The organism is Micromonospora sp. B006, from assembly GCF_003408515.1.
In the GTDB taxonomy this organism is placed as follows: Bacteria; Actinomycetota; Actinomycetes; order Mycobacteriales; family Micromonosporaceae; genus Micromonospora; species Micromonospora echinospora_A.
In genome coordinates this window covers 5,452,114-5,474,866 of the sequence record NZ_CP030865.1, presented here as the reverse complement: position 1 = coordinate 5,474,866, position 22,753 = coordinate 5,452,114, and the positions used below count along the sequence as shown (strand labels likewise).

Here is a 22,753-nt window from a genome sequence, read left to right as displayed (position 1 = left end):
ACGCCGGTCGCGCCACCTGTCGATTCGCCGCCCGCACCGGCGCTACGGCGCCCGCTGTCGCGGCTTCCCCGCGGCCGCCGGCTCCCCGGCGCCGGAGTGCCGGCGCAGCTCGTCGTGCCAGAAGTCGGTGACCGCCTTTCGCAGGTCGCGGCGGGGCCGCCAGCCGAGCGCGGCAGCGGCCGGCGCGGGGTCGACGCACGACCAACGGGTGGCGGCCCGCCACCCGGCCGGGCCGGCCCGTTCCACCACCGTCGTGGGCACCCCGCTGACCTCCACCAGGAGCCGTACCAGCGACCGCACCGGCACCGCCTCGCCCCGGCCGATGTCGAGGACGCGGCCGGTCACCGGGCGTCCGGCGGCGGCCAGCACGGCGTCGGCGGCGTCCCGGACGTCGACGAAGTCGCGCCGGGCCTCCAGCGGGGCGAGCGTCACCCGCGCGGGGACGCCGGACCGCGCGGCCGGCGCCAGCGCGGCGGCGACCCGGCCCAGCAGGCTGGTCACGGGCAGCCCCGGGCCGAGCGCGTTCACCAGTCGCAGCACCACCGCGTCGACGTCACCGGCGGCGGTGGCCGCCAGCACGGCACCTGTCGCGGCGAGCTTCGCCCGGCCGTACGCGGTGTCCGGTGCGGGCGTACGGCGCGGCTCGGCCGGCTCGACCGGCTGTGGGCCGTACTCCAGCACCGAGCCGAGGTGGACCAGCCGCGGCCGGCAGGCGGCGCGGCGCAGCGCGTCGAGCAGCAGCCCGCTGAGCCGGGTGCAGCGCTCCGCCATCCGGCCCGGGTCCAGGCCCCAGCTGCTGCCGGTGGCGTCGACCACGGCGACCGGGCCCTCGGCGTCCAGGAGCCGCGCCAGCGTCTCCGGGTCGGTGCTGCCGAGGTCGAGCGCGGTGAACCGGTGCCGGCGGCCGGCCGGGGCGCGGCGGGCCACCGTGAGCACGTCGTGACCGGCGTCGGCGAAGGCGTCCGCGACGTGACCGCCGACGAATCCGGTGCCGCCCAGCACGACCGCCCGGGGCCGGTCGCCGGTCACCGGGCACCCGCGTGCCGGGCGATCCACAGGCCCCAGCGGAACGGCGGCGCCGTGACGTGCGCGGCGGCGAGCCCGGCGCGGGCGAACGCGGCGGCGAAGTGCTCCGGCCGGAACAGCGTCAGTTCGGTCGTCGCGGTGTCGTGCCGGATGCCCGTGTCCGGGTCGGCGTACGCCTGGTGCACAGTCATCCGGATCCGGTCGCGCGCGCCGTCGAGCCACGTCGAGTGGGACAGCCGCACCACCACCCGGTCCTGCTCCTGCACCATGTCGCGGGCCACGTAGCCGGGGACGAACGTCTCCGGCGTGTACCAGGGCTCGACCGCCAGCACGCCGCCCGGCGTCAGGTGGGCCGCCAGCCGCGCGACGGTCCGGTCCAGCTCGGCGACGCCGCGCAGGTGCGGCACCGCGAAGAGGCAGACCACCACGTCGAAGGCGGCGGCCAGGTCCAGTTCGCGCATGTCGCCCTCGTGCAGGGCCACGTCCGGCACCCGGGCGCCGGCGCGGGCGAGCATCTCGGCGGACAGGTCCACCCCGGTCACCGGGGCGAAGTGGGTCCGTAGGTGTTCCAGGTGCAGCCCGGTGCCGCAGGCCACGTCGAGCAGCGAGGCGGCGGCCGGGTTCCGGCGCCGGACCATCCGGGCGAGCGTGGCGGCCTCGGCCGTGTGGTCGCGGCCCCGGTGCCGCATCACCAGGTCGTAGATCTCCGGGTATCCGGCGCGGTAGAAGCCGCGCGCCACCGATGCCGTCACCGTACGCGCACGGTGGGCACGTAGTGGATCCACCGGCCTCCGGCGGCCCGGAAGCCGGTCTCCTTCGCCATGATCTCCTCGGCGTGGTTCCAGGCGAAGAGCACCGCGTAGTCCGGGTACGGGTCGGCGAAGGCGGCGGGCGGGCGGACCGGGATGTGCGCGCCCGGGGTCAGCCGGCCCTGCTTGGCCGGGGTGGTGTCGCAGACGTACGAGATCAGCTCCGGCCCGAGCCCGCAGTAGTTGGTGACGGTGGCGCTCTTCGCGGTGGCCCCGTAGGCGGCGACGGTGCGGCCCTCCTTTTTCAGTGAGCGCAGCAGCGCGACCAGGTCGGTCCGGGTACGCGCGACGTCGGCGGCGAACCGGCGCAGCGCCTCCGCCCCGGTCACCCCGCGCTCCCGTTCCTGACGCAGCAGGTCGGCGACGGCCGGGGACGGGGTACGCGCACCGGCGTGGGCGAGCGTGTAGCGAACCTCGCCCCCGTGCACTGGTAGCCGGCGTACGTCCACGAGTTCCAGCCCGAAGCGGGCCGCGGCGGCGCGTACCGAGTGGGCGGTGAAGTAGTAGAAGTGCTCGTCGTAGATCTGGTCGAAGGCGGTCCGGGCGAGGATGTCGTCGAGGTACGGGTCCTCGAAGACGAGGACGCCGCCGGGGGCGAGCAGCAGCCGCGCCCCGCGCAGCACCGAGTCCAGGTAGGGCAGGTGGCAGATCGTGTTGGCGGCGTAGATGACGTCCGCCGGCCCGTCGGTGGCGAGCACGTCGGCGGCGGTCTTCTCCTCGAAGAAGTCGGTGCGTACCCGTACTCCCTGCCGGCGGGCCAGCTCGGCCACCCCGGCGGACGGTTCGAAGCCGAGGTGGCGTACGCCGGCCTGCGCCACGGTCCGCAGCATCACCCCGTCGTTGCAGCCCAGCTCGACGCAGAACGCGCCGGGCCGGGTCAGTTCGGTGGCGAGCAGTTCCCGGCCGGTGCCGGTGAAGTGCGCGCGCATCACCGACGACAGCGACGAGCGGTACGGGTAGTCGTGGTGGAACATCCGCTCGCGGGGCACCTCCTCGACGAGCTGGACCATCGTGCAGTCTGCGCACCGGCCCAGCGCGAGGCGGTAGAAGAACTCGCCGGCGAGGTCGGTCGGGCGGGGGAACGCGTCGGAGAGGGGCTGCCGGCCGAGGTCGAGCATCTCGGTCACCGGGCCGCCGCAGATCCGGCAGCCGCTGACGGCGGGGGCGGTCATGTGCCTGTTTCCTTCGGACACCGGTGCGCCGCCGGCCGGTTCAGCGCGGCTTGTGTGCGGCGATGACGACGCAGCCGACCTTGGTGCGCAGGACGTCGAGCACGGCCGGCATCTCGGCGAGGAAGGCGTCGATCTTCTCGGCCCCGTGCGCGGCGGCGAGCGTCTCGCGCCGCTGCTGCACCCGCTCGTGGTACGCGGGGAACGAGCGGCTGATCTTGTCGCCGCAGCTGAGGAACTCGTCCACCACGAAGCCGGCGTCGCGGACCAGGTCGAACGCGGCCATCGGCGGGCCGGGCGGGGCGAGTGTGAAGTCGGTGAGGATCTGCCGGTCCCGCTCGGTGAGCGGGGCGTCCTCGGCGAGGTCGGTGAGCACGAGCCGGCCGCCCGGCTTGAGCACGCGGCGGATCTCGGCGAGCCACTGCCGGCGGTCCTGCGCGTGCACCAGGGACTCGAAGGCGAGCACCTTGTCGAAGGAGGCGTCCGGGTAGCTCAGCGCGGCGGCGTCGCCCAGCTCGAAGCGGACCTGGCCGCGCAGCCCGGACTCGTTCACCCGTTCCCGGGCCCGCTTGAGGTGCTCGGTGCTGTTGGTGATGCCGGTGATGTCGGCGTCGCTGCGCTGGCCGAGCCGGATCGCCGGCTCACCGGCGCCGCATCCGACGTCGAGCAGCCGCTCGCCGGGGCGCAGCGCGAGCCGGTCGCCGACGATGTCGGTGAACCGGTTGATGGCCTCCAGGAAGGGCGTGCGGTCGTCGTCGTCCTCCCACCAGCCGAAGTGGATGTTCCCGCCGAGCACCTCGACGGCCCAGGCGCCGTCGTCGTAGATCTCCGCCACCTCGTCGATGTCGGTCAGCTCGCGTGTGGACACGTCCGCTCCTCACTCTCGCGGCAAGTTGCTGCTTGAGAATGCTATAGCTATCGACCGGCGGGTGTCCATGCGAGGATCACGTGGCGAAGGAACGCGCGACGCGCGGATCAAGGGGCGTGACCGGAGCGAAACGTCCTGCTACTATATGTTTGTGAACACAATGTCGCGTACGGCTGGCTTGTCCGCACAGCAGACCGACAGTCCCGCCATCGAGGTCACCCGATTGCGCAAATCCTACGGTGAGGTGCGCGCGCTCGACGGAGTCGACCTGCGCGTGTCGGCCGGAAGCGTGTTCGGGGTGCTCGGCCCCAACGGCGCCGGCAAGACGACGATCGTCCGCACCCTCGCCACGCTCGTCCCGCCCGACAGCGGCGAGGTCCGCGTGCTCGGCCACGACGTCGTGCGCGAGGCCGGGGCGATCCGCGACCGGATCGGGCTGACCGGGCAGTACTCGTCGGTCGACGAGGAACTGTCCGGCCTGGACAACCTCGTCCTGCTCTCCCGGCTGCGCGGCTTCTCCTGGGGCGCGGCACGCCGCCGCGCCGAGGAGCTGCTCGCCACGTTCGACCTGGAGGAGGCCGCCGGCCGGCTGGTCCGGACCTACTCCGGCGGCATGCGCCGGCGGCTCGACATCGCCAGCAGCATGGTCGTGACGCCCGACCTGATGTTCCTCGACGAGCCGACGACCGGGCTGGACCCGCACAGCCGCAACCAGGTGTGGGAACTCGTCCGGGGCATGGTCGGCGAGGGCGCCACGGTGCTGCTCACCACGCAGTACCTCGACGAGGCCGACCAGCTCGCCGACCGGATCGCGGTCGTCGACCACGGCCGGGTCATCGCCGAGGGCACGCCGGTGGAGCTGAAGCGATCGGTCGGTTCGAGCGTGCTGCGGGTGCGGTTGCGCGACGCCGGGGCGCGGGAGACGGCCGAGCGGATGCTGGCCGAGGCGCTGGGCGCCCCGGTGCACGCCGGCGCCGACCCGCTGGAGCTGACCGCGCAGGTGTCGGCCGAGGAGGAGGCCACCCGGGCGCTGGCCGCCCTCGCCGGGGCCGGCGTCGGGCTGGCCGAGTACGCCTTCGGCCACGCCACCCTGGACCAGGTGTTCCTCGCCCTCACCGGGCACCGGGCGGACGGCCCGCGGACCGAGACCGAGGAGGCGGCGTGAGCAGCGTGGTGGAGGCCGGCACCGGCCGTGGGGTGTCGGCGCTGGCCGCGGCGCGGCCGGCGCGTCCCGGCGCGTTGTCGTCCACGCTCACCTTCGCGTGGCGGGCGGTGCAGAAGGTACGCCGTGACCCGACGCAGATCCTCGAGGCGCTCGGCGTGCCGATCATGTTCACGCTCGTCTTCGGCTTCCTGTTCGGCGGCGCCCTGGCCGGTTCGACGTCGAGCTACATGCAGTTCTACATCCCCGGCATCGTGGTGTTCACCGGGATCATGATCAGCATGCGGATCGGCGCGGTGGTCAACCTGGACAACTCCCGGGAGGTGACCGACCGCTTCCGCGCGCTCGCCATCTGGCGTCCCGCCGCGATCGTCGGCACGCTGCTCGGCAACAACGTGCTCTACGTCGTCGGCTGCGCGGTCGCCGTGGCGGTCGGGCTCGCGGTCGGTTTCCGGCCCGACGGCGGCGTGCTCGGCGTCCTCGCCACGATCCTGATCACCCTGGTGTTCGTCTTCTCCTTCTCCTGGGTGTACGTGGTCTTCGGGCTCGCCCTGAAGTCACCGACCGCCGCGCTGAGCGCCTGCCAGGCGATCGTCTTCCCGGTGTCGTTCGTCAGCAACTTCTTCGTGCCGCAGGAGACGCTGCCCGGCTGGCTGCAGGCGGTGGTCGGTCTGAACCCGTTCGCGTTGACGATCACCGCCGCGCGCGGTCTGGCCCACGGCACGGCGACCGCCGGTGAGGTCGGCGCGGCGCTGGCCGGCTGCGCGGCGCTGGTGGCCGTCTTCGCGCCGCTCTCCATGTTCCTTTACCGCCGGCGGGCCTGACCCGCCACCGTTTGTACGCAGTGCCGATGACACGAGAAGGGAACACGGCTGACCCGTGGACAGCGACCGTTTGACCCAACCGCCTGCCGTCACCGCGCAGATGCTCATCCGCAAGCCCGTCGCCGAGGTCTTCCAGGCGTTCGCGGACCCGGCGGTGACCACGAAGTTCTGGTTCACCAGGAGCAGCGGCCGGCTCGAGCCCGGCGCCACGGTCACCTGGGACTGGGAGATGTACGGCGTCTCCACGGTGGTGACCGTCAAGGACGTCGAGGAGAACAGCCGCATCCTGGCCGAGTGGGACCCGGAGTCCCCCACCCAGCTCGAATGGCGGTTCCTGCCGGGCGAGGGTGACACGACGCTGGTCCGGATCACCGAGACCGGCTTCACCGGCACCGCCGACCAGGCCGTGGGGAAGGCGATCGACTCCATGGGCGGGTTCACCATGGTGCTCTGCGCCTGCAAGGCGCTGCTGGAGCAGGGTGTGCTGCTCAACGCGGTGGGCGACGCCCACCCGGCCGGCTTCGGCGACTGACCGCCGTGGCGGCGGGCGGACCGGGAGCGGCCCGGTCCGCCCGCTCAGGCGGCGTCCAGCAGCCCGCGCAGGCAGGCGATCAGGCTGCGGGCCGAGACGTTCACGTAGTTGCTGTGCCGCAGCAACTCCGAGACCTGGTGCAGGGTCACCCAGCGGTACTGGTCGCTCTCCAGGTCGGCGTCGTCGGTCGCCACCACGAGATAGCTGCTGCGGGCACGGTAGAGCCGTCCGCCCTCCTCGGAGAGGACCGCGCGGAACCGGACCCGCTCCGACGGCGCGCCGAGCACCTGGTCCAGGAAGGGCGGACGCGCCGCGGCGGGCAGGTAGTCGAGCGTGGCGGGCGTGCACTGGACCGTCGGCGCCAGCTCCACGACGTCGACGAAGCCCGCTTCGACCCGGGCGTGCGCCAGCACGTGCAGCACTCCGTCGAGGCGGGTGGCCAGGAACGCCACCACCCCCTGGCCGCAGGGCCGCAGCATCGGCTGCGACCAGCTCGCCACCTCGCGCCCCTCGGCGTCCACGTCCACGCCGATGACCTCGAAGAACAGTCCGCTGTCGTGACGCAGGGAGACCTCGCCGAGATGCCACGCCGCGCGTCCGCGCAGCGCCGTCCGGTCGGCGCCCACCTCGGTCCGGCTGCGGACGTCGGTGATCCAGTGCAGCAGCTCGCCGGTGCGGTGCCGGCTGCCCGTACCGGGCCGGCAGGAGCGGCGCAGCGCGGCCGTGAAGGCGTCCTGTGCCGGGCCGGCCGCCCGGGCCGTCAGCTCCGTCGGCAGGCATGAGAGCACGGTACGGGTGTCCATGTTGACCAGGTCGTCGTGGCGGAGGAGCCGGTGCAGCTGGGCGAGGCTGAGCCAGCGGAACCCGGGCGGCGGCACGATGTCCTCGTCGGTGAGGACCACCATGTTGCGGTTGCGTTTGCGCAGGAACCAGGACCCGTGCTCGGACTGGCGGACGTCCACGAGCACCCGGCGCGGGTCCGGGTCGCGGAAGTGGTGCAGGAACGGCACCGGGCGGCCGCCGTGCACACCGGTCCAGTTGCTCCGGGTGGCCTGGACGGTGGGCGCGATCTGGTGGCCGTCCTGGTTGCCGGGCTCGGCCTTGGCCTGCACCAGCACCCGCAGCGTGTCGCCGTCGCGGCGGGCGAGCAGACCGAGGATGCCCACTTCCGGCTGGTGCAGCACCGGCTGGTCCCAGCGGGGCACGGCCGCGCCCGGCACCTCGACGGAAAGCCCTTCCACCCGGAAGAACCGGCCGCTGCCGTGGGCCAGGACTCCGGTGTCGGCGTCCTGGTGCCAGCCGCGCAGGCCGGCCAGGGGCACCACGTCCACGCGCATCCCGGCCCGGCGGCGCCACCCGGCGAGCCACTCGTGGATGTCGGCGTCGGGGTCGGCAGTGGCGAGCGGGTCGTGCTGCGGCAGCCATGTTGGCGCGGTCGTCTCCGTCACGCATGCCCCCTTTGTCGACGCCTACCCGTAATTCACTTCTATATTCTATAGCGAATGACCGGCGTTGGTGCGGGTCGAGGAAGGACGACGAGAATGACCGACGACGGGACCGGACCGCCGCCGCTGCCGATGTGGCCGGACGGCGCCGACGCCGGGTACGTGGCGGCGCGGCTGCGCCTGGCCGAGGCGGAACGCCGCCTGCGTGACGAGGTCGAGCGGGTCGCCGCCGCCCGGCGGGAGTTGCCGCCCGGCGCGCCGGTGGCCGACGTCGCGCTCACCGAGGGACCGGCCGACCTGACCGCGCCCGGCCCGCTGCGTCCCGTCCGGCTCTCCGCGCTCTTCGGCGCGCACCGCACGCTCGTCGTCTACCATCTGATGTTCCACCCGGAGGCCGACGCCGCCTGCCCGATGTGCTCGCTGTGGGTGGACGGGTTCCACGGCGTCGCGCACCACATCCAGCAGCACGCCGGGTTCGTGGTGGTCGGCAAGGCACCGGCGGCGAAGCTGCGCGCCTGGGGCGCCCGGCGCGGCTGGGACGGCCTGCGGATGCTCTCCAGCCACGGCACCGACTTCAACGCCGACCTGTGCGCCGAGTACCCGAACGGCGACCAGCGCCCGATGGTCAGCGTGCTGATCCGTGCCGGCGACGGTGTCCGGCACTTCTACAGCCAGCCGGCCAACTTCGTCGACGGTGCCGAGCGCGGCATCGACCTGCTCTCTCCGGTGTGGAACGTGCTCGACCTGCTGCCGCAGGGTCGCGGCGACTGGTACGCCGCGAACACGTATCCCCGGGTGGCCGCCCCGGCCGATCGATCCGTGTGACAGCCGAGGAGCCACGAGTGCCCGACCGCACCACGACATCACGTACCGCCGACTGTCGCCGGGGCGTGCCCCGCGCGGCCGGACGGCTTGCCGGCGCGGCCCTCGCCGGAGTGGCGGCCACGCTGCTCGCGGCGGGGCCGGCCCACGCGGCGGACGGCGGCGGCGTCGCGCCGGCCGCCACCGGGTTCGCCGGCCTGCTCGCGCTCGCCGCGACGGCCACCGCGGCCGGGCTGGTGCTGCTGCGACCGCTCGGCGCCCCGGCGCCACGCCACCTGACCGCCGCGTCGGTGACCGCCGCCGTCGCGCACCTGCTCACCCTCGGCCTGGGCGGGGACGCGCCCGCCGCCGGGACGCTCGCGCTCGCGGCGGCCTGCCTCGCCCTGCTGCCGTACGCGGGGCGGCGCGCGGTCGCCGTACCCCTGGCCCTGCTCGTGTGCGCCGGTGCCGGCCTGCTGGCGCTGCCCACGGCGACAGTCGCGGAGGCGGTGGCCGCCGCCGGACACGGGGTCGCCGCCGCGTTGCTGCTGGGCGGCGTCGCCACAGTGCTCGGCGCGGAGTCGGCCCGGCGGCGCGTCGCCCACCGGGCCGCGCCCTGGATGCTCGCCGCCGTCACCGCCGAGGCGGCGGCCGGCGCGGTGCGGCTCGGCGCCGGCCAGGGCGCCCTCGGCCCGGAAGGCCCCGGATGGGCCGGCCCGGCGCGCTGGGTCTGCCTCGCGGTCGCCGTGGCCGGGGCGGTGGGCCTGGGCGCCGGCCTGCGACGCCGACGGCAGCCGGACCGGACGTTGCTGCCCGGGCAGGCGGTCGTGCTGCCGGCTGTCGTCATCCTCGCCGTCACCGCGACCGCCGTGGTGCTGCCCGCATCACCCGGACGTCCCGGCGCGCCCCTGCTCGTCGCGTTGGACAACGGCGACCGGGGCATCCCGCTGATGGTGGTGCCGCAGCGACCCGGCTGGAACCTCGTGCACGTCGGCGCCGAGGGCGTCTCGGTCGGGCTGCGGCCGGACCGGCTCTCCCCCGTGACCCGGCTGCCCGGCGCCACGAACGGCTGGTCCCTCGTGCACCTTCCGCCCGGCCCGAGCCGGCTGCACGTCGCGTACGGGGGACGCGACGCCGTCGTCCGGCTGGACGCCGGAGCGGCCGGCGGCGCCGGTCCCGACCTGCGCGGCCCGGACGGGCCGGAGTGCGTCAGCGCGGCCCTCGGCGCACTGCTCCGGGGCGGCTCGCAGCCGCTGTCGCGCTGCCCGGCGGACGCCCTCTCCCCCGGCGACCGCGAAGACCTCGACGCCACCGTGGCCTTCCTCGCGCCCCGGGCCGAGGGCGCCGTCAGCGTCGTCGGCGACTCCTCGGCCCGCTCCGTCGCGGCGGTCGCCGCCGTCACCGCGGCCGCGCGGCGTGCCGGGCTGCGGGTCGTACCCCCGGGGACCGGACGGCATCCGACGCTCGTGGTCACCGGCTGGGCCGCGGCGGAGGCAGCGCTGCGCGACGCCGCGCGCGGGCCGGGCGCGGCGCTCGGCACCTACCTGGCCCCCTGGCTGCTCACCGCCGGGGTGCTTCGCCCCGCCACCGGGCAGATGCTCGCGCTCCGGTTCGATCCGCGCGCGGAGCCGGTGTCCCGGTACGTCACGGCGCTGGCCCGCCGCTTCCCCGGTGAACCCGCCACCGTCTCCGGCTACCTGGCCTGGCAGGGTGGCTCACCCGCCGGACCGGCCCGGATGTACGCGGCGGCAGCGGTCTCGCTGCCCGGCCCGGTCGCGCACGGCGGGCACGGCCGGTCCGGCTTCCTGCCCGGCGGCACGGTGACCGCGGTGACCGGCCCGCTCGGATAGGGACGCGCCGGACGTGAGTCGCCGGCTGTCGATGTCACGTCACCGGTTGCCAGCCGTCGCGGTAGCGCAACCCGCCCGGTCGCAGCCGGATCTGGTCGTGCGCCGTACCGGGCACCGGTTCGGTTCGTACCGCTTCGGGTCGTTCCACGACGACGCAGACGTCCTCCCCCGGCCACCACCAGCCGCAGGAGCGTGCCAGGCCGGCCCAGGTGTCGAGGTGATCGGCCTCGCCGGGCCCGTACCGGGCGAGGCCGAGCCGGCGTAGCACGTCGTAGTAGGCGATCCACGATGCGTCCTGCTGCCCGTACCAGCACACGGGCACCGGGCCGTCGCTCGCCAGCGCCGCACGCACCGGGAGGTAGTACCCGTGCGCGAGGCTCCGGTGCAGCGCCGTCCGTACTCCCTGGTGCAGCACGACCGCGAGCGGTACGCCGCTGTCCAGCGCCCGCAGCGGCGCCAGCTCGGGCCACGGCACCTTGGCCTTGCCCGTACGCGCGGGTGACAGCTCGGGATCGGTGTGCGCGACGCCCGCCCCCAGCGCGCCCCGGAGCTGGGAGACGATCATGGCGATGTCGCTCGCCAGCAGGGGTGTCCGGGGCGGCCGTGCCGCCCGGATGCGTTCGTAGAGGTGGTCGAGGTTCGGCCAGCCGCTGATCAGCGGCATCGCCTTCTCCGGCGAATCGACCCATTCGAACCGGGGCCTCGGCCGCGACGCCCTCGCGTAGACGGCGGTCAGGCACCGCTCGGCGGCCGGCCTGTCGGCCGGCTGCGTGGACAGGGCGTGGTCGAGCCATTCCTGGCGGATCCGGACGGCCTGCTGCCACAGGTCGTGCGGGTCGCCGCTGCGAACGGTCTGCGGGGTCTTCGCGGCGCCGTCGCGCCGCGCGGGGGCGCTCATCGCGCCGGGGCGTCGCCGCCCTTCCGGTTGGAGATCATGGAACGACTCTGACTCACGTCGCGGCGCCGCTCAAGCGAATTCCGGTCAGGCCGTGAGCAAGGCGATCGACGCCACGGCATCCGCCACAGCAGCCGGCCCGCAATCAGGTCAGGCGCCAGCCACCGGCAGCGGCGCGAACAGGGGCGGCGCCGGATCGGCTGCCCGGATGGCGCCCACGAGCTGCGCCAGTTGCGGGTAGTCGCCGCGGGCCGCGCGGAGAAGATGGTCCGCGTCGGCGTGGTTGCCGAGGTACGACTCGGTGGCCGCCCGCAGCAGGAGCGCGACGGCGCAGAGGCCGGCCGGTTCGGTGCCGGGGCGAACGTCGAGAAGCAACGATCGCGCATCCTCGGGCCGCTGGTTGAGCAGATGAGCCAGGCTCATCGCGATCCGGGTGGAAAACACGCGCGGCTGTGTCCGGGCGGCGATCCCGGCGAGTTCCGAGATCTCCCGCACCTCCCGGCGTGCCACCGGCGAACCGGTCACCACCGCGGCGTACAGGTACCACAACCCGAACTGGACGCTCAGCATCTGCCCGATGGCGGCGGCCGCCGCGGGATCGGTGCTGCCCGCGCGAGCCAGCGCCGCGAGCCGCTCGGCCTCCTCGACCAGTTCCGCCGGCTGCATGTGCGCAGTGCTCAGCCTCTGCTGGTAGGCAGCGAGGGCCAGGAGCGGATCGCTGCCGGGGCGAGCCTGAATCCCGACCCGGTGGACGTCACCACCCGCTCGGGCAACCGCCCGCAGTGCCCTGACCACCTCCTCCTGGTAGTAACCCGCTCGCAGCCCGTCACGGGCGGCTGCCGGAGCCCGGAGCCAGCGGAGCAGGTTGTGGCCGTCGCTGCGGGTCGAACGCCCCGGAACGAGGTTGGCCACGCCGAGCAGCGCCCCGACGAACGCGGCGCCGAGCAACGTCGACCGCGTCAAGGCCGTACCGGTGGACGCCGACGCGACGACGAGTGCCGCCGCGGCGCACAGGTTGGTCAGCGGGCCACCGAGGTAGAACAGCACCATCCGCAGCGGTAACGCCGTCATCGACGGCGAAGGCCGGACCGACACCTCGTTGCGCCAACCGTTGAAGGGCGCGATACGGACCGCGATGACCGGCAGACCCAGCAGCTTCGCCAGGACGAGGTGTCCGCACTCGTGCAGGACGAGATGCAGCCACAACGACAGGCAGGTGAGGCCGGCGGCGACGATCGCACCCGTCACGGACTCAGTGACGAGCAGCGCGAACGCCATCGCCTCCACCGCCAGGAGGAGTGACACGGCGACCAGCCGACGGCGGAGCTTCACCGGGAGATGGTACGGCCGGACGGGCGGCGGCAGGGGTACACGCACCCTCGCGCCCGGCAAGGCCGACGCCCTCACCGCCGAGACCGTGCTGACGTGGGGCATCGACTGGGAGAACTTCGTCGACGAGTACCCGGGAGTCGAGGGCACCGGCGAGGAGTGGACGAGGCGGCTGGCGCTGGCCCTCGAACGCGCCTGGGCATGACCGCGCCGTCCCGGGCCTGACCGGTCGTGCCGTCGGCTCCTGACGGCGTCCGGCCGGCCGCGACGTCGGACGGGTGATCCAGCTCCGTCGACGGCCTCTACGGGAGGGCGAGCGCCTCCCGGATGAAGGCGATCTGGTCCGACGCGACTGCTTGGCGCGTCCGCGGGTCGGTGTAGAAGGAGAAGTGCGTACCCGGATAGACCTTGAGCCGCCCGCGCGGGGCGCGCTCGGCGAGCTGGCTGCTCAGCTCCTGCGGCGTCTCCGCGTCGTCGGCGGCGAGGCAGACCAGCAGTGGCACGGTCAGCCGCGCCGCCGCGTCCGCCGGGCGGTAACGCATCATCCGCAGGGTCGCGCGGGGTGCCACCTGGTTGCGCCACAGCGAGTCCCCGCCGGCCAGTGTGCTGATGTGCTCCTTGGCCTCCGCCGCGTTGGTGATCGCGATCTCGCCCGGTTCACCGACGAGTGGGATGTAGTGCGGCGTCAGGCCGAGCCTGCCCCGTAGCGCGTCCCGCAGGATGGCGGCCGTGAGCCGCAGGCTCTGCGCCGTCGACCGGCCCTCGACGCGGCGCGGGAACCCGTTGAACGGGATCTGCGCCACCACTGCGGCGATCCGCGGGTCGTCGGCCGCCACGGTGATCGCGTGGGCGCCGCCGAGGGAGTTGCCCCACAGGACGACCCGGTCGGCGTCGACCGCACTGTCGGCCCGGGCACAGGCCACCGCCGCGCGCACATCGGCGAGCTGGCCATCGATGTCGACGACCTGCCGCGGATCGCCGTCGCTCCGCCCGAAGCTGCCGTAGTCGAACACCATCGCCGCGAGCCCGGCGGCGGCGAAGACCTCGGCCCAGCCGGACAGCCGGTCCGCGGTGCTGCCGAAGCCGGCGCACATCACGACGCACGGCGCCGGATGCGATCCCTCCGGCCGGTACAGGCGGCCGGCTCGCCGGCCACCGTTGCTCGCAAAGGACACGTCGACAGCAGTAACCTGACCCACGGTCAGAATGATAGCAACTTTACTTACCGGCGGTAGGGAGCGGCGTGACGAGGCAGCGGATCCTGGCGGTCGCGGCGGCCCTGTTCGCCGAGCGCGGATACCGGGCCACCTCCATGCAGGAGATCGCCGACCGGGTCGGCATCACGAAGGCCGCGCTCTACTACCATTTCGCCGCCAAGGAGGACGTGCTCCACGAGCTGACCGGCCCGGTGCTCGACGAACTGGAGCAGGCGCTGAACGAGGCGGAGGCCGCCGGCGACCCGGAGACGGTGCGCTGGCGTGCGATCGAGGCGTTCCTCGACGTGCACCTGCGCCACCGGGACACGCTGCTCATGCTGGTCCGCGACATGACGCTGCTCGTGCAGGCGCCGGTCGCCGACCGCTTCCGGGCCGCGATCGCCCTGGCCAACACGCTCGTCAGCGGCCCCCGGCCGGCGCTCGCCCAGCGCGTACGCGCGGCTCAGGTGGTCGCCGGGCTCGCCGATCCTGTGGTGCTGTTCCGGGACGTGCCACCTGCCCGGCTGCGGCGGCTGATCCTCGACGGCGTCCGCACGCTGCTGGCGGCGGAGGACCCGGCCGCGGGCGGCGTTCCCGAGCCGGGTACGCCCCGCCGGGCCGGCGGCCGGCCGGCGGCGTTGACGGCCGCGGACGCGCAGGAGGTACGCCGCCTGCGGGAGACCGACCGGCTCGGCGTCGACGAGCTGGCCGATCGATACGACGTCTCGCGCGCCACGATCTACCGGGTTCTCAAAACTCGGTAGGTTTTCGCGACACAGGTTTTGAGACAGCGCCACCTGCCCGTGCCGCCGCCAGGAGAATGCCGTTGAGGCCCTGCTCGAACAGCACGTCGTCGTCCCATCGGTCGCCGTCGAGATGGCCGGAGGCGTCGAGAGTCGGATAGGCGCCGGCGTTCGCGGCGACATGGGCGCGGGCCGCGGCTCTCGCGTCGGGGTCCGCGAACCGGTGCCAGGTGGCTTCGGTGAGCGCGGCGCCGATGACGTAGTTGGCCACCATTCGCGTGGCCACCGCGAGCTGAAGTCCGCTACCGCCGCCGCGCACCAGCGCCGACTGCAGGAACTCGGTACGGGCCAGGACGTTCGGTCCGAGCATCGGACGCCCGACCAGCCCCGGTGCCCAGGGATGGTCCAGCATGGCGCCGCGCCATCCTCGGACGAGGACGCGGATGTCCGCCAGCCAGTCGTCGCTCACGTCCGGAACGGGCACGTCGCCGAAGATCCGGTCGACGGCCAGGTCCAGGACGTCGTCCTTCGTCCTCACGTGCCAGTACAACGCGGTCGCCGTAACGTCGAGACGCTGGGCGAGGCAGCGCATCGTCAGTCCTTCGATGCTCTGCTCGTCCAGCACGGTCACCGCTGTGTCCACGATGCGGCCGAGAGTCAGCGGCGGTTTACGTCGCGCGCGCGAGGGTTCCGCACGCAGCCATATCGGCGGTGGGACGCGGCTGTCCCGCCCGGCTGAGGTTGTCGTCGGCGCACCCGGCTCCGCGGTGGTCATGCAGCCGACTCTATGTCATTGGACAGGCAACTTAACATCGGTAAGCTGATCGAACGGAGGAAGCTGGACCGTGACGGTCGGCTAGGAGATCACCCATGCCTGTGCTGCGAGTCCACCTCGACAGCGACCGGAGCACCGCCCGTCGCGTCCTGCAACTGCACCAGGAGGGCAAGATCCACCACGAGTCGCGGGAGGCGGCTCGGGAACAGGTGTGGCGCCGGGGCCACACCCCGGCCGGTGACCCGACCTTCGTCGGCATCACGAACGGCCGGCGCCACGTGCAACTGCTCTACGACGTCGAGGTCTACTCCGACACGGTCCTCTGAGCACCTTCCAGGCTCGTGCCACCTCGCCGCCCATGAATGCCGACGGCCGACTGGCACGCACCTGACAGCGACATCCGGCGCGCATCCGTACGCTTCTGGCGGAGGTGATCCGCTGTGGTGAACCAGCTGGAGATCCTCACCCGGGCCGCGGACGACCTCGCCGAGGTGCTCGACGACGCCCGCCTGACAGTGGACGACCCCGACTACTGGGGCTCCGAGTGGTTCGAGTTCTGGCGGGGCAATCCCCTGCTTCCGACATGCGTCATGGTCGACTTCCTCGGCAACGTGCTGCACGTGCGCCGGGACGCGACCACATTCGCCGACGAGCGGCTCACCATCACGTACCTTCCCTCGTGGTTCGCCGCGGCCCTCGACGCCGTGCCGGCCCGGGCGCTCGCGCGGCTGCGCTCCGGTCCGGGCGCCGAGACCGTCGTCGCGCAGGTCAGTGACCGCGACCTGGCGGTGCCGCTGCGGATCGAGGTACGTGTCGAACACGCCACCGACACCCGCATCGCGCTGTTCCCCGAGGGCGTGGCGCCACCGCCCGGGATCAGCGTCCGCCACGCGGTCCCGCCACAGATCAGCTACGACGCGCGGCCGTCGCAGGGCGCCCTGACCATGCGCGACGGGGTCGATCCGCAACTGTTGGCCGACGGGTCGCCGGAGGGATACGCGGGCATCAAGCGGGTCCACTGGATCGCCCCGGCGCTGCGGATCTCGGCGGCGCCGGGGGTCCGGATCGTGCCGGCGGAGCTGTTCCCGGCCGTCGACACCGGGTTCGACCCGCTGTCGCTCGACCTCACCTCGGGTGGCGTGGCCGCGTTGGCGTCCTCGCCGTTCTGGGGGTGGTTCGTCATGGACGCCGCCCGCCGCCAGGACGACACGACCCGCGCCCGGTCGCCGGCGGTGGTGACCAGCCAGCAGGCGCTGGACCTGCAGATCGAGCGTTTCCAGAACGTCGAGGCGCTCCCGCCGCCGGGCGCGCCGAGACGGCGCAGCGGGGCGCCCGAGGCGGAGTTGTCCGGCGGCGAGTGGACGGCCGGCCCGCGGATCGAGGAGATCACCCGGCCGGACGGCGTCGACCTGCTGTTCCTCACCCCGGAGGCGGCGCTCGACCTGAACCGGGCCCGCAGCGACCCGATCGCCGCGCTGGCCGCCGATGTCACCCCGTACGTCGCCGGCATCCGGGGCGCGCTGCCGCCGAACCCGGCGGTGCCGGTGCACATCCGGGTCGATCCGCAGAGCCCGGACGACAGGTTCGCCTACTCGGTGACCTACCTGGACGGCGGCGAGCCGCCGGACCGTCCCTGGCTCGCGGGCCGTACCGGGAAGCGGTTCCGGCTCAGCGTGATCCGCACACCGGGGGTTTCGGTACGGGCCGGGCTGTTCTTCGGCCCGGAGGGGTCGGCACAGATCGGCGAGGTGGTCGACTTCCGTGAGCAGGAGGTGGCGGACCTCGCCGCGGTTCCGGTCGCGATCGTGGACCACGGCGCGACGCTGCGCGCGGGATCGCTGCCCCCGCGCGCGGTGACACCCACCGAGATCGCCGATCTCACCGTCACGGCGATCGGGTTGCTTCCCTGGCCACCCGCGCAGGTGGTGGCGGACCTGAACGACTACGCCACGATCCTGCGGTACCTGTACGACGGCAAGGACCTCCTCGGCCGCGACATGACCCGCCTCGACCTCGCGCTGACCTGCGGCGGCGTGCTCCTGCCCGAGGTGCTCGAAGTCGTCGCGCGCAAGGTCGCCCACCTGGTCACCGCCGGCGACTCCCCGGCGCGCCGCCTCGCTGCCGCGTTCGCGGCGGTCGAACCGGCCGGGCTGGCCGCGGCGACGGAAGCCGTCGCCCGCGAGGTCGCACCGTGAGAGCCGAGGAGCTCGCCACCGTCGTCCGGCGCGGGCTGCACCGGGATCTCAGCGAGGCGCTGATGCACCCGGTCCTCGCGCACAGCCTCGACCAGGTCGGTGCGGTGTTCACCCGCAACGGTCACGACGCGCTCGTCGACTTCCACCGCTTCCTGTACGAGCCGTTCGAGCGGGCCAGGCGCGCCGACCCGGGCCGGTACCTGACGTTCCGGGAGTTCCTGCTCGACGACCCCGCCGCCCGGGAGGCCCTGGAACGCATCGTCGGCCCGGACTACTTCATCCTCGCCACCGAGCAGTCCGGCCGGCGGTACTTCGACGCCCGTACGCGGCTGCTGCGGTCGCTGCGCTACGACCAGCCGGCGGTCGCGCAGTGGCTCGCCTGGGGGCAGTGGGGGCGCGACCCGGTGACCGTCGACGTCTTCGGGGACATGCCGGGGTTGCTGCCGGTGGACTTCCCGCAGCGCAAGCGGATCACGCGGGGGCCGCACGCCGGCAGCGAGCGCTGGGGCTACCCGGACTGGGAGACCGGCCGCACCCGGCTGTTCCAGAACCTGGCGTACGCCGAGCTGGCGCACCGACTTCCCGACACGGCGATCCCGCTCGACCTCAACGGGCCGGCGCTGCTCACCGCGCTCCGGCTGCCGTACGATCCGACGCCACGCCCGTTCCGCGGCATGGGCGTGCTGACGATGAGCGACCTGCAGGTGGCGCAGTTGCTGGTCGAGGGCCGCTCGCCCGCGTACCGGTCGATGCTCGTGGCGCCCGGCGCGAGCCCGCCGACGGGTTTCCTCGTCTCCCACGGGTCGGGTGGGCGGGCCGCCTGGGACGCCCGCTGGGAACTCGCGGGCCGGCTGAACGAGCCGGGCCTCCTCACCTCCAGCGAGACGCGGTTCGAGGGGCTGGTCCAGCGGCACCCGGACGCGGCCGACACGGCCCGGCCGGCGATCGGGAATCCGGACCATCCCGTCACCACGCTGAGCAACGCCGAGCTGGTGGCGGTCGCCCTGTACCGGCACGGCTGCCCCGCGATCGCGGTCCAGGCGTTCGAGGTAGAGCACCGGCGGGTCCAGCGCATGGTGTACCAGTTGGAGCGCCTCTTCCGGCGGCTGGACCAGGTCGTGGACGCCGACCTGCTCCGGCACATGTGCGGCCTGTGCGACCCGCACAACCTGCGGGTGCTGACCCCGGAGGGGCACGCCGCCGAGGACTTCTTCGCCGCGTTCTCCGGCTACCTCCCGGACGCCCGGCGCGGCCTCCAGCCGGCGCGGGGAAACCGGTGGGTGCCCAACCGGGCGCGCGCCGCCGCGTTGTTCGGCCCGCCGCCGCCGTCGCCGGCCCCGCTCGCCGGGCTGAACCGGCGCGACCTCGTCGAGCCGCGCACCTTCCGGCTCGACTACGACTCGCATCGCGACATCACACGCGCCATGAACGGGTTCTTCGGCTTCTCGCCGTACTACCTGGAACCGGTGGCGAACCTGTTCCGCGACGCCGACGTCCGGCGAGCGCTCGGCGACCTGTTCGGGGAGTCGGACGGCGACGAGAGCATCGCCGCCTACAACGGCTTCGCCGGCTGCCTGAACGCCGCCATGCGGGCGTACGGAATGGATCCCGAGCTCATGCCCCAGCTACTGATAGACGGGAGTTGGCGATGACCGACACCACGCCGCAGGCCCTGTTCCGCTTCGTCGCGGTGCGCCGGCCCGCACCGGCCGAGCCCGTACTGCCTCCGCCGTCCGTGGAGGTTCTGCTGCGCGCGTTCGACTACACCGACGCGCTGCTGCCCGTGGCCGCGCAGGCGATCCGGGAGCGCGACCGCGAGACCGCCGCAGGGCTGGCGCGCGGCCTGCTCACCGACCTGCCGTCACCGCTCGCGGTAGCGGCCCAGCGGCTGCGTGAGGTACGGCGCCGCGCCGCCGTCGACGAGACGCTCAGCCTGGGTGACCTGCGGCCCGCACCGGACGACGGCCCGCACCGCGAGGCGCTTGCCGACGTGGCCCGGCGGGCGACGAGCGTGATCGTGCTGAACCGGTGGCTCGGCGCGGCCGGTTCCCCGGCCACCACCCGGGCCACCGCCCTGCTCCGCGGCGCCACGGTGCTCCGCCTGGCGGCGCTGCCGCTCGACGGCGGTTACCGGGTGCGGCACCTCGTACGCGGTCAGACCCTCCGGTTGCCGGCCCTGCCGCCGTCCGCCCAGGGCGGTCCCGACGAGAGGATCGCCACGACGCCCACGCCGACGCCGACACCCACGCCTTACCCGGTGCCGGTGCCGCTTCCCCCTCCCGCGCTGCCGGTGTTCGAGGCGCGGGCCCGCGTGCTCGGCCGCGGTGACCTGATGGTGGTACGGACCGAGCACCTGCGCTACGACCTCGGCGAGATCGCCTACATCGAGAACGTGCTGCGGTCCGAGGTGCGCGGCCGGACCACAGTCGTCGACACGACCACGGGTCAGAAGGTCGTCGAGACGACCGACCTGTCCAGCGAGACCAGCCGGGAGCTGACCACCGCCGAGCGGTTCGCGCTCCAGGAGGCGGCGAGCACGACGAACACGGCCACCACCAGTCTCTCGGCGGGGGTGAGCGTGTCCGGCGGGTTCGGCCCGGTCAGCGTCGGGGTCGACGTGAACGCCAGCAACTCCACGAGCACCACACAGAGCAACAGCTCCTCCTCCACGTACGGCAAGGACGTCACCGACCGGGCCACCGAGAGCATGCGCAGCCAGGCGTCCACGCGGACCGTCACCACGAGCCGGACCCAGGTCACCGAGACCAACAAGCACGATTTCGACAACCGGGAGGGCACCGACCACGTCCGTGGCGTCTACCGGTGGCTGAACAAGGTCGACCGCGCGCAGGTCTACAACTACGGCGAGCGGCTGCTGCTGGAGTTCGTGGTGCCGGAGCCGGCCGCGCAGCACGTCCACCTCGCCGGGGCGGCCGCGTCGGCGAACGAGCCGGTGGCTCCGCGCGCGCTGGACTTCGGTCCCGAGGACGTCACCGAGAACACCTTCGTCGCGCTCGGCCGGCGCTACGACGCCACCGGGCTGCAACGGCCCCCGGATAAGGTCGTGACCGTACCGGCGACGTTCACCTTCGCCCCGTCGATGACGACGGAGCCCGTCCATTACGACCCCGAGACGGCTCCGCCGGCGATGCTCGCCAACGGGGTCACCACGTCGCAGGTCACCATCCCCGACGGGTACGCGGCCGGCAGAGTGACGGTGTCGGTGGTGTACGGCGGGCAACTGGCAGTCGGCGAAAAGCCGGATCCGGACGACGTGCCCGCGTCGACGTTCAAGCAGGCTCCGGTCAACGTCGCCGTCGGCGGCCGGCGGATCTCGATCGTGGCCGGGGACGCCGCGGAGTCCCACACCGTCGAGCTGGAGCAGCAGCTGACCGGACATCTGCCGGTGGCGATCGGATCGCAGCAGGTGAACGGGCAGGCGATCGCGGTGCGGGTGATCGCCTACCGCACCCCTGAGGCGTTCAAGGCGTGGCAGCAGTCCACGTTCGACCTCATCCAGCAGGCGTTCCTGTCCCTGCAGTCCGCCTACGACACCGCCGTGTCGGTGGCGCAGGTGCGGCAGGGCTACGCCGTGAGCGCGCCGCCGGAGGTCAACCGGGCGATCGAGGTCCGCGAACTCACACGCGGCTGCCAGACCATCCTCACCGGGCAGGACTTCGACCAGTTCGGTTCGCTTGACAGCCCGCCGGACGAGCCGCCCCGGATCGACCTCGACGAGTCGTGGGCCGAGGCCGACGCGATCGCGTTCTTCTCCGACGTCTTCGACTGGTCGCTCATGACGTACCTGTTCTACCCGTACCAGTGGGCCGGCCGGCACCGCTGGGCCGAACTCACCGCGCGCACCAGCACCGACCCGTTGTACGAGGCGTTCCTGCAGGCGGGCGCCGCGCGGGTGGTCGTGCCGGTACGGGAGGGCTTCGAACGCTCCGCCGTCCGCTACCTGCAGACCGGCAAGGTCCCCGCCTGGGGGCCGAAGCCGTGGCGCGGTGAGCCGACCAGGTACCCGATGGTCGACGACCTCATCGCGGACGCCAACGACCGGCCCGACGGTGAGGTCGCTGTCGACGAGCCGTGGGAGGTGGTCTCCCCCACCTCCCTCGTCCATCTGCAGGAGGACGCCGAGCTGAACCCGGCCGTCCCCGGGTAGTGGCCGGGGAGGGCCCTGTCGACGGCTGATCGGCCCATCGGCTGGCCCCTGAAATCGGATGCGTGGCCCGGTCCATGATCAGCAGAATGAGGGCGTCCACCGGCAATGGGAGGTGATCGGCATGCCAGAGAGGCGTTAGTCCCGCGCATGTGCGCGGGCGGCCGGAAGGCGGTCGTCACATGGCCCGTACCGACATCCACCGACCCGAGCGGGTGCAGCAGCGGGATCCGTATCTGCGCCGCTGGTTCACCGACATCCACCGACACCACTTGGGCGCCTGCGACCTGGCCGAGTTCCTCGCCTCGCCCGACTGGATCCGCACCCGTTGCTACCGTGAGGTGACGGCGCAGGCTCCCAACCTCTGCGGCTGCCGGCTCTGCACCTTTCAGGCGTACCGCAGGCTCGGCCGCCGCCAGGAACGCGTCGCCTGGCGTTCGGTCCGCCGTCGGCTGCTCGCCGAGCACCGGGGCGGCGAGCACGATCTCGACGTGCCCCCGATCCGCGGCAAGGCCTGGTAGCCGTGCGCCGGATCAGCGATGAGTTCGCCTGTCCCGGCCGGTCTGAGCTGGTGCATCCGATCGGATGCGCGAACCGGCCGACCGTCAGGAGGACGAGAGCCATGAGCGTTGTCGACACCACTCCCCCGCCCGTCGCCCGTGGACTGCACCGCACGCTGTGGGTGCTCCAGGGCTTCCTCGGCGTCTTCTTCATAGTCGCCTCGGCCGGCCCCAAACTGTTCGGCGAGGCGAACGCTGTGCAGTCCTTCGAGGACATGGGCACCGCGCCCTGGTTCCGCTACCTCGTCGGGCTGGCGCTGCTCATGATCGGCGCCGCCGTCACCCAGGCGTTCATCCTCGACGGCGGCGCGCTGGTCCTCACACCGGTGGTGCTGTTCGTGCTGTTCGTGTTCATCGCCTGGGGCCGCCGCGACTCGATCGGCCGTCTCCTCAGGCGATAGCGCAGGGG

22 protein-coding genes are annotated in these 22,753 nt (G+C 73.4%); 13 read left to right on the top strand and 9 right to left on the bottom strand.

Annotated features, from left to right (window positions below; all coding sequences use genetic code 11):
- Positions 1-42 precede the first annotated feature (42 nt).
- Genes MicB006_RS24610 through MicB006_RS24595 form a run of 4 tightly spaced genes read right to left on the bottom strand, consistent with a single transcriptional unit; the run spans position 43 to position 3,872 of the window.
- A complete protein-coding gene (locus MicB006_RS24610; RefSeq protein ID WP_116509278.1) occupies positions 43-1,029 on the bottom strand; it encodes an NAD(P)-dependent oxidoreductase in 987 nt (328 codons plus the stop codon).
- Positions 1,026-1,778: a trans-aconitate 2-methyltransferase gene (locus tag MicB006_RS24605; RefSeq protein WP_225980487.1), complete on the bottom strand. Its 753-nt coding sequence runs from the start codon at positions 1,776-1,778 to the stop codon at positions 1,026-1,028. Before MicB006_RS24605 ends, MicB006_RS24610 begins: the two co-directional genes overlap by 4 nt.
- Entirely contained in the window at positions 1,775-3,007 is a 1,233-nt protein-coding gene (locus MicB006_RS24600) for a class I SAM-dependent methyltransferase (RefSeq protein ID WP_116509276.1), read from the bottom strand. Before MicB006_RS24600 ends, MicB006_RS24605 begins: the two co-directional genes overlap by 4 nt.
- A 40-nt stretch (positions 3,008-3,047) precedes the next feature.
- The gene (locus tag MicB006_RS24595) at positions 3,048-3,872 is read right to left on the bottom strand and encodes a cyclopropane-fatty-acyl-phospholipid synthase family protein (RefSeq protein WP_116509275.1); all 825 of its coding nucleotides are present in this window, start codon (positions 3,870-3,872) and stop codon (positions 3,048-3,050) included.
- A gap of 160 nt (positions 3,873-4,032) precedes the next feature.
- On the opposite strand from MicB006_RS24595, the gene MicB006_RS24590 reads away from it, so the two are divergent.
- From MicB006_RS24590 to MicB006_RS24580, 3 genes are all read left to right on the top strand, one after another.
- Positions 4,033-5,037: an ATP-binding cassette domain-containing protein gene (locus tag MicB006_RS24590; protein WP_116509273.1), complete on the top strand. Its 1,005-nt coding sequence runs from the start codon at positions 4,033-4,035 to the stop codon at positions 5,035-5,037.
- A complete protein-coding gene (locus tag MicB006_RS24585; protein ID WP_073827288.1) occupies positions 5,034-5,858 on the top strand; it encodes an ABC transporter permease in 825 nt (274 codons plus the stop codon). The genes MicB006_RS24590 and MicB006_RS24585 overlap by 4 nt, the downstream gene beginning before the upstream one ends.
- A gap of 100 nt (positions 5,859-5,958) precedes the next feature.
- Complete coding sequence (locus MicB006_RS24580; RefSeq protein WP_073827768.1) at positions 5,959-6,390, top strand: SRPBCC family protein; 432 nt, start codon at positions 5,959-5,961, stop codon at positions 6,388-6,390.
- A 44-nt stretch (positions 6,391-6,434) separates the two neighbouring features.
- Here MicB006_RS24580 and MicB006_RS24575 read toward each other — a convergent pair whose 3' ends face one another.
- Complete coding sequence (locus MicB006_RS24575; protein ID WP_116509270.1) at positions 6,435-7,838, bottom strand: NDP-hexose 2,3-dehydratase family protein; 1,404 nt, start codon at positions 7,836-7,838, stop codon at positions 6,435-6,437.
- A 93-nt stretch (positions 7,839-7,931) separates the two neighbouring features.
- Here MicB006_RS24575 and MicB006_RS24570 point away from each other — a divergent pair, with 93 nt between their 5' ends.
- Positions 7,932-8,660: a DUF899 family protein gene (locus MicB006_RS24570; protein ID WP_225980485.1), complete on the top strand. Its 729-nt coding sequence runs from the start codon at positions 7,932-7,934 to the stop codon at positions 8,658-8,660.
- A 17-nt stretch (positions 8,661-8,677) separates the two neighbouring features.
- Positions 8,678-10,486, top strand: a complete 1,809-nt coding sequence (locus MicB006_RS24565) for a hypothetical protein (RefSeq protein ID WP_152037885.1) — start codon at positions 8,678-8,680, stop codon at positions 10,484-10,486.
- Positions 10,487-10,520: 34 nt separating this feature from the next.
- Here MicB006_RS24565 and MicB006_RS24560 read toward each other — a convergent pair whose 3' ends face one another.
- Both MicB006_RS24560 and MicB006_RS24555 read right to left on the bottom strand, forming a co-directional pair.
- Entirely contained in the window at positions 10,521-11,384 is an 864-nt protein-coding gene (locus MicB006_RS24560) for a DUF6745 domain-containing protein (protein ID WP_116509266.1), read from the bottom strand.
- 147 nt (positions 11,385-11,531) lie between these two features.
- Entirely contained in the window at positions 11,532-12,659 is a 1,128-nt protein-coding gene (locus MicB006_RS24555) for a hypothetical protein (protein WP_225980484.1), read from the bottom strand.
- Here MicB006_RS24555 and MicB006_RS31715 point away from each other — a divergent pair.
- Positions 12,637-12,915 (top strand): hypothetical protein, encoded by a 279-nt coding sequence (locus MicB006_RS31715; RefSeq protein ID WP_152037884.1) that lies wholly within the window; start codon positions 12,637-12,639, stop codon positions 12,913-12,915. The two genes, MicB006_RS24555 and MicB006_RS31715, sit on opposite strands and share 23 nt — an antisense overlap.
- 97 nt (positions 12,916-13,012) lie before the next feature.
- Here MicB006_RS31715 and MicB006_RS24550 read toward each other — a convergent pair whose 3' ends face one another.
- Positions 13,013-13,909: an alpha/beta hydrolase gene (locus MicB006_RS24550; RefSeq protein WP_152037883.1), complete on the bottom strand. Its 897-nt coding sequence runs from the start codon at positions 13,907-13,909 to the stop codon at positions 13,013-13,015.
- A 44-nt stretch (positions 13,910-13,953) separates the two neighbouring features.
- Between MicB006_RS24550 and MicB006_RS24545 the strand changes: the two genes are divergently transcribed.
- Complete coding sequence (locus tag MicB006_RS24545) at positions 13,954-14,670, top strand: TetR family transcriptional regulator (protein WP_116509260.1); 717 nt, start codon at positions 13,954-13,956, stop codon at positions 14,668-14,670.
- Here the strand turns inward: MicB006_RS24545 and MicB006_RS24540 are convergent.
- Positions 14,657-15,424: a TetR/AcrR family transcriptional regulator gene (locus MicB006_RS24540; RefSeq protein ID WP_116509258.1), complete on the bottom strand. Its 768-nt coding sequence runs from the start codon at positions 15,422-15,424 to the stop codon at positions 14,657-14,659. The two genes, MicB006_RS24545 and MicB006_RS24540, sit on opposite strands and share 14 nt — an antisense overlap.
- Positions 15,425-15,519: 95 nt before the next feature.
- On the opposite strand from MicB006_RS24540, the gene MicB006_RS24535 reads away from it, so the two are divergent.
- From MicB006_RS24535 to MicB006_RS24510, 6 genes are all read left to right on the top strand, one after another.
- Positions 15,520-15,750: a hypothetical protein gene (locus tag MicB006_RS24535; protein WP_116509256.1), complete on the top strand. Its 231-nt coding sequence runs from the start codon at positions 15,520-15,522 to the stop codon at positions 15,748-15,750.
- 114 nt (positions 15,751-15,864) lie between these two features.
- Positions 15,865-17,619 (top strand): hypothetical protein, encoded by a 1,755-nt coding sequence (locus MicB006_RS24530; RefSeq protein WP_116509254.1) that lies wholly within the window; start codon positions 15,865-15,867, stop codon positions 17,617-17,619.
- The gene (locus tag MicB006_RS24525) at positions 17,616-19,271 is read left to right on the top strand and encodes a hypothetical protein (protein WP_116509252.1); all 1,656 of its coding nucleotides are present in this window, start codon (positions 17,616-17,618) and stop codon (positions 19,269-19,271) included. Before MicB006_RS24530 ends, MicB006_RS24525 begins: the two co-directional genes overlap by 4 nt.
- Positions 19,268-21,787 carry a hypothetical protein gene (locus MicB006_RS24520; RefSeq protein WP_116509250.1) on the top strand — a complete coding sequence of 840 codons (2,520 nt, stop codon included), beginning with the start codon at positions 19,268-19,270 and terminating at the stop codon, positions 21,785-21,787. Before MicB006_RS24525 ends, MicB006_RS24520 begins: the two co-directional genes overlap by 4 nt.
- 179 nt (positions 21,788-21,966) lie before the next feature.
- Positions 21,967-22,305, top strand: coding sequence for a hypothetical protein (locus MicB006_RS24515; protein ID WP_116509248.1), 339 nt, complete (start codon positions 21,967-21,969; stop codon positions 22,303-22,305).
- Between the two features lie 101 nt (positions 22,306-22,406).
- Positions 22,407-22,745, top strand: coding sequence for a DoxX family protein (locus MicB006_RS24510; RefSeq protein WP_116509246.1), 339 nt, complete (start codon positions 22,407-22,409; stop codon positions 22,743-22,745).
- Positions 22,746-22,753: the final 8 nt, after the last annotated feature.